We start from the raw sequence: 3,844 nt of genomic DNA, 5'->3' as shown, positions 1-3,844 counted from the left end.
TCTGGTAGAGCAGAGCAGGCTCAGGGCTACTGAAAGCCCGCTCCGTACCGCTTAGCGGTCGGAGCCGGGTAGTTTACAGACGACAACTTCTGCCAACTTCGTGCTGAGTTTTGAGGTTGTTGGCTTGCCCCTTCCTTGCTGTTTCAGCCGAGAGCAAACTGTTGGCCTACAGGGTTTCCCAAGCTTGCAAGACGGCTTCTAGGGCCAGCCGCCCATGGTAGAGATGGGTTCCCCCCTGCAAGTAGACGGTGTAGGGATCCCGCATCGGCCCATCGGCAGAGAGTTCTGCACTGCTCCCGGCAACAAAGGTGCCTGCTGCCATCACCACCGGGTCTGCATAACCGGGCATCACCTCCGGAACTGGGGTGAGGTAGGAATCCACAGGAGAACTGTTTTGAATGGCGTGGCAAAAGGCCTGCAGCTTTTGCGGGGATCCCAATTGAATGGCCTGGATGATATCGGTGCGAGGAGCTTGAGGCAGAGGCGAGACCGGGTAGCCCAGATCAGAAAACACCTGCGCCGCCAGATGGGCGATCTTCACCGCTTCGGCCACCATCTGCGGGGCCAAGAACAAGCCTTGAAACAGAAGGCGGTTGAGATCTAGAGTTGCCCCCCCCTCCGAACCAATGCCCGGAGCCGTTAACCGACAAGCGGCTTGCTCCACCAGCTCTGCCCGCCCGGCCACATAGCCCCCTGCGGGAACGAGGGTGCCCCCCGGATTTTTGATCAGGGATCCGGCAATCAGATCTGCGCCCACATGGGTTGGCTCCTGGGTTTCCACAAATTCGCCGTAGCAATTGTCCACAAAAACCACAACTTCGGGGTTTTGCGCTTTGACCATTTGGATCATCTCGGCAATCTGGGCAATGGAAAAGCTGGGCCGCCAATCGTAGCCACAGGACCGCTGAATGTGAACCAAGCGGGTTTGCGGTCTGAGGGCGGTTTTCAGGGCCTGCCAATCGACAGTTCCCTCCCGCAAATCCAACTGGCGGTAACCGATGCCAAACTCCCGTAGGGATCCCCGCCCGGAACCCCGCAGACCGATGACCTCTTCAAGGGTGTCGTAAGGGGGGCCGGTAATCGCCAGCAGCTCATCCCCCGGACGCAGCACCCCAAACAAAGCACAGGCAATGGCATGGGTACCAGACACCATCTGCAGCCGCACCACTGCTGCCTCACAGCCCATAATCTGGGCAAACACCCGATCCAAAACCTGCCGCCCCTGGTCGTCGTGGCCATACCCCGACACCCCGGCAAAGTGATGGGATCCCACCCGCTGGTCGCGAAAGGCCCGCAGCACCCGCGCCAGGTTCTCTCTGAGGGTCTTCTCCACCGCCTGAAACTGCTCCTGTAGAGCCTCTTCTGCTCTGTCTAAAAGCTCTGCCGCCTTCAACGGGATCCCTCCGCCCACCCAGTCTGCCCCACCTTTTGCACACCAAGGCGATTCCGAGAGTAGCATTTTAGCCACCCCAGAAAGAGTTGGCCTTCTCCCCACCGCTCCTCAAGGTGACTGCAGCGGCAGAACCGAGTTCCAAGTTCTTATGTACTTATGTAGCTCTCCGATAGAAACCTTACAGCATGGAACAGTGAACAACAGGCTTGTCAAAGCTAATACCGACAACAACACCATCTCTCAAGTCGAAAGCCTCATATTGATAAAAAATCGATAAAAAGCTTAATTTATATCAATATCCCTTCATTTTTGCTGTCAATGGCTATCCAATCAAGATGCTGCTAGGCTGTAGGATAATACCAACATACCCTGGAGGAAAGCTGAAGCATCTGGATTGCCGAGCTTATGGGCAATACGGCCCACCTTCAGTCTCTCAAAAACAGGTCAGAGTTAGAGACATTGTTTAACCAACTCAAAATCCAGCTCAGGAAGATTTTTAGCAGGCTAGATCTGTCTATGGGTTTGATGATAGATTTGGCTTTTGACTGAGGAACTTGCAACTTAAACTCTAAAAAACCTTTCCCAAAGACACTCAACACAGCCAATAGAAGTGCATGTCTTGCAGGGCGGGGATCCCGCTTCTCTACAGAGCTCCTGCGATTCGGGAAAATCTGGAATTCAACATCTCTGAAACATTAAGAGAGCCTAAATTTATTCTTAACCTCTGGCAGAGATCCTTGAGCGAGATGTTAACCTAGACTTAACCCAAGAGGTTAGTGCCACTCCCAAAGCCGATCTGCTCACCCTTGATGACAGGGCTCCATTTTTGCCAATTAAAGGGCTGACGTCGCCTGTGAGCTGGGATCGCTTTCCAGAGTTAGAGGGATCCCGGGTGGGGGTGAGGCGCTATCTCAGGTATAAACCGACATGACTGGGAGAGTCCTCATGACTAAGCTTGTGATCCAAGGGAAAAACGTCGAGATTACCGACGCCATCCGCAGCTACGTTCAAGAAAAAATTGAGCGTGCTGTCAGTCATTTTGCCCAGATCACCAGTGAGGTTGATGTCAATCTATCGGTAGCCCGCAACCCCCGTATCAGTGCCAGCCAATCTGCCGAAGTGACCGTCTACGCCAATGGCACCGTGATCCGGGCGGAAGAAAGCAGCGAAAACCTCTATGCCAGCATCGACCGTGTGGCCGACAAGCTGGCCCGCAAGTTGCGCAAATACAAAGAACGGAACGGCATTCACCGCGTCCGCCACACCCCCAAAACCTCCGTGGCAGTGGCCCAGCAGCCCGCCACCGATCCGCTAAATACGGAACGGCAAGCGGAGTTACCCGCAGAGGTGGTGCGCACCAAGTACTTCGCCATGCCACCCATGACGGTTCAGGAAGCGTTGCACCAGTTGGAGCTGGTGGATCACGACTTCTACGTTTTCCGCAATATCGAAAATGGCGAGATCAACGTTATCTACGTCCGCAACCACGGTGGCTACGGCCTGATCCGCCCCCGCTAAGGCTTGGTGAAGATGCGTGGTGAGCTCTCCTCCCAACTTACTTCTCCAGGATCCAGCGGCACTTTCTATCTGTTGCTACAGCTCACCGATTCTGCCCTGCCGATTGGGGCTTATTCCCACTCCTGGGGCTTGGAAGCTGCCGTTCAAGCGGGTCAACTTCGCGATCGGGCTGGGGTGCAGCAGTACCTGTTGGGGGTTTTGCACATGGGCTTAGCCCCCACCGAGGGCAGAGCCTGTGCCTTGGCCCATCGTCTATCCCGATTGGGATCCGAGTCGGGAGTGGAGAAGCTGCAGCAACAGCTGCAAGCAACCCGTTGGGCGGCAGAGCCGCGCCAAGCCAGCCTAGATTTGGGGAAACGCCTAGCTCAACTGGCAGAACGCACCTGGGGAATCTCTGTCCCCAAGGCAGAGGGGGATCCACTGCATCATTCCGTGGTGTTTGGCTGGATCTGCGCTCAGGCGGGCATTGGGTTGGAAGATACCCTGCGTGCCTTCTTGTTCTCCTCCCTCACTGGGCTGGTCTCGGCAGCGGTGCGTCTGGTACCTTTGGGGCATACCGAGGGGCAAAGCCTATTGGCTCAGTTGTACGAGCCCATCGAGGCAGTGGTACACCAAGAGATCCTGCCGGTTGTGAAGCGGGCCGAAAGGCCAAACCTCTCCCCCAGCTGGCCGGCTTTGGGCAGCTTCACCCTCCTACAAGAACGCGATTGTCAAGTCCACCAACAGCTCTATTCCCGCCTTTTTCAATCTTGAAAGCCGTCAACCCTCACCCCTAAACCCTTCTCCCAGAGGGAGAGGGGAGTTCAGCTAGAAATCGCAGGAGCCCCGCACTGTACCCGTAGGGTCACTGCCGGGGGGAATGCGCTTTGATGAAGTACAATGAACTTATGAGCCAAGTCCTGACCATATCCTGCAAGCTCAAGGTGTCCCCGT

3 protein-coding genes are annotated in these 3,844 nt (G+C 55.7%); 2 read left to right on the top strand and 1 reads right to left on the bottom strand.

The features are described from left to right. Window positions 1–166: 166 nt before the first annotated feature. On the bottom strand, window positions 167–1,459 hold the full coding sequence (locus NW834_RS13465) for an aminotransferase class I/II-fold pyridoxal phosphate-dependent enzyme (RefSeq protein WP_414419395.1): 1,293 nt from the start codon (window positions 1,457–1,459) through the stop codon (window positions 167–169). 879 nt (window positions 1,460–2,338) lie between these two features. On the opposite strand from NW834_RS13465, the gene hpf reads away from it, so the two are divergent. Both hpf and NW834_RS13455 read left to right on the top strand, forming a co-directional pair. Next, a complete protein-coding gene (hpf, locus tag NW834_RS13460) occupies window positions 2,339–2,911 on the top strand; it encodes a ribosome hibernation-promoting factor, HPF/YfiA family (protein ID WP_414352005.1) in 573 nt (190 codons plus the stop codon). 12 nt (window positions 2,912–2,923) lie between these two features. Next, the gene (locus NW834_RS13455) at window positions 2,924–3,664 is read left to right on the top strand and encodes an urease accessory protein UreF (RefSeq protein WP_148202769.1); all 741 of its coding nucleotides are present in this window, start codon (window positions 2,924–2,926) and stop codon (window positions 3,662–3,664) included. Window positions 3,665–3,844: the final 180 nt, after the last annotated feature.

The sequence above is a fragment of the Synechococcus sp. R60.1 genome (assembly GCF_047461835.1).
Lineage (GTDB): Bacteria > Cyanobacteriota > Cyanobacteriia > Thermostichales > Thermostichaceae > Thermostichus.
The sequence above is the reverse complement of the archived record's forward strand: the minus strand, read 5'-3'. Positions and strand labels throughout refer to the sequence as shown.

Bases quoted from the DNA above. Each gene is read 5' to 3' on its own strand.
- NW834_RS13465 (WP_414419395.1), bottom strand. From the start codon at position 1,459: ATGCTACTCTCGGAATCGCCTTGGTGTGCAAAAGGTGGGGCAGACTGG.
- hpf (WP_414352005.1), top strand. From the start codon at position 2,339: ATGACTAAGCTTGTGATCCAAGGGAAAAACGTCGAGATTACCGACGCC.
- NW834_RS13455 (WP_148202769.1), top strand. From the start codon at position 2,924: ATGCGTGGTGAGCTCTCCTCCCAACTTACTTCTCCAGGATCCAGCGGC.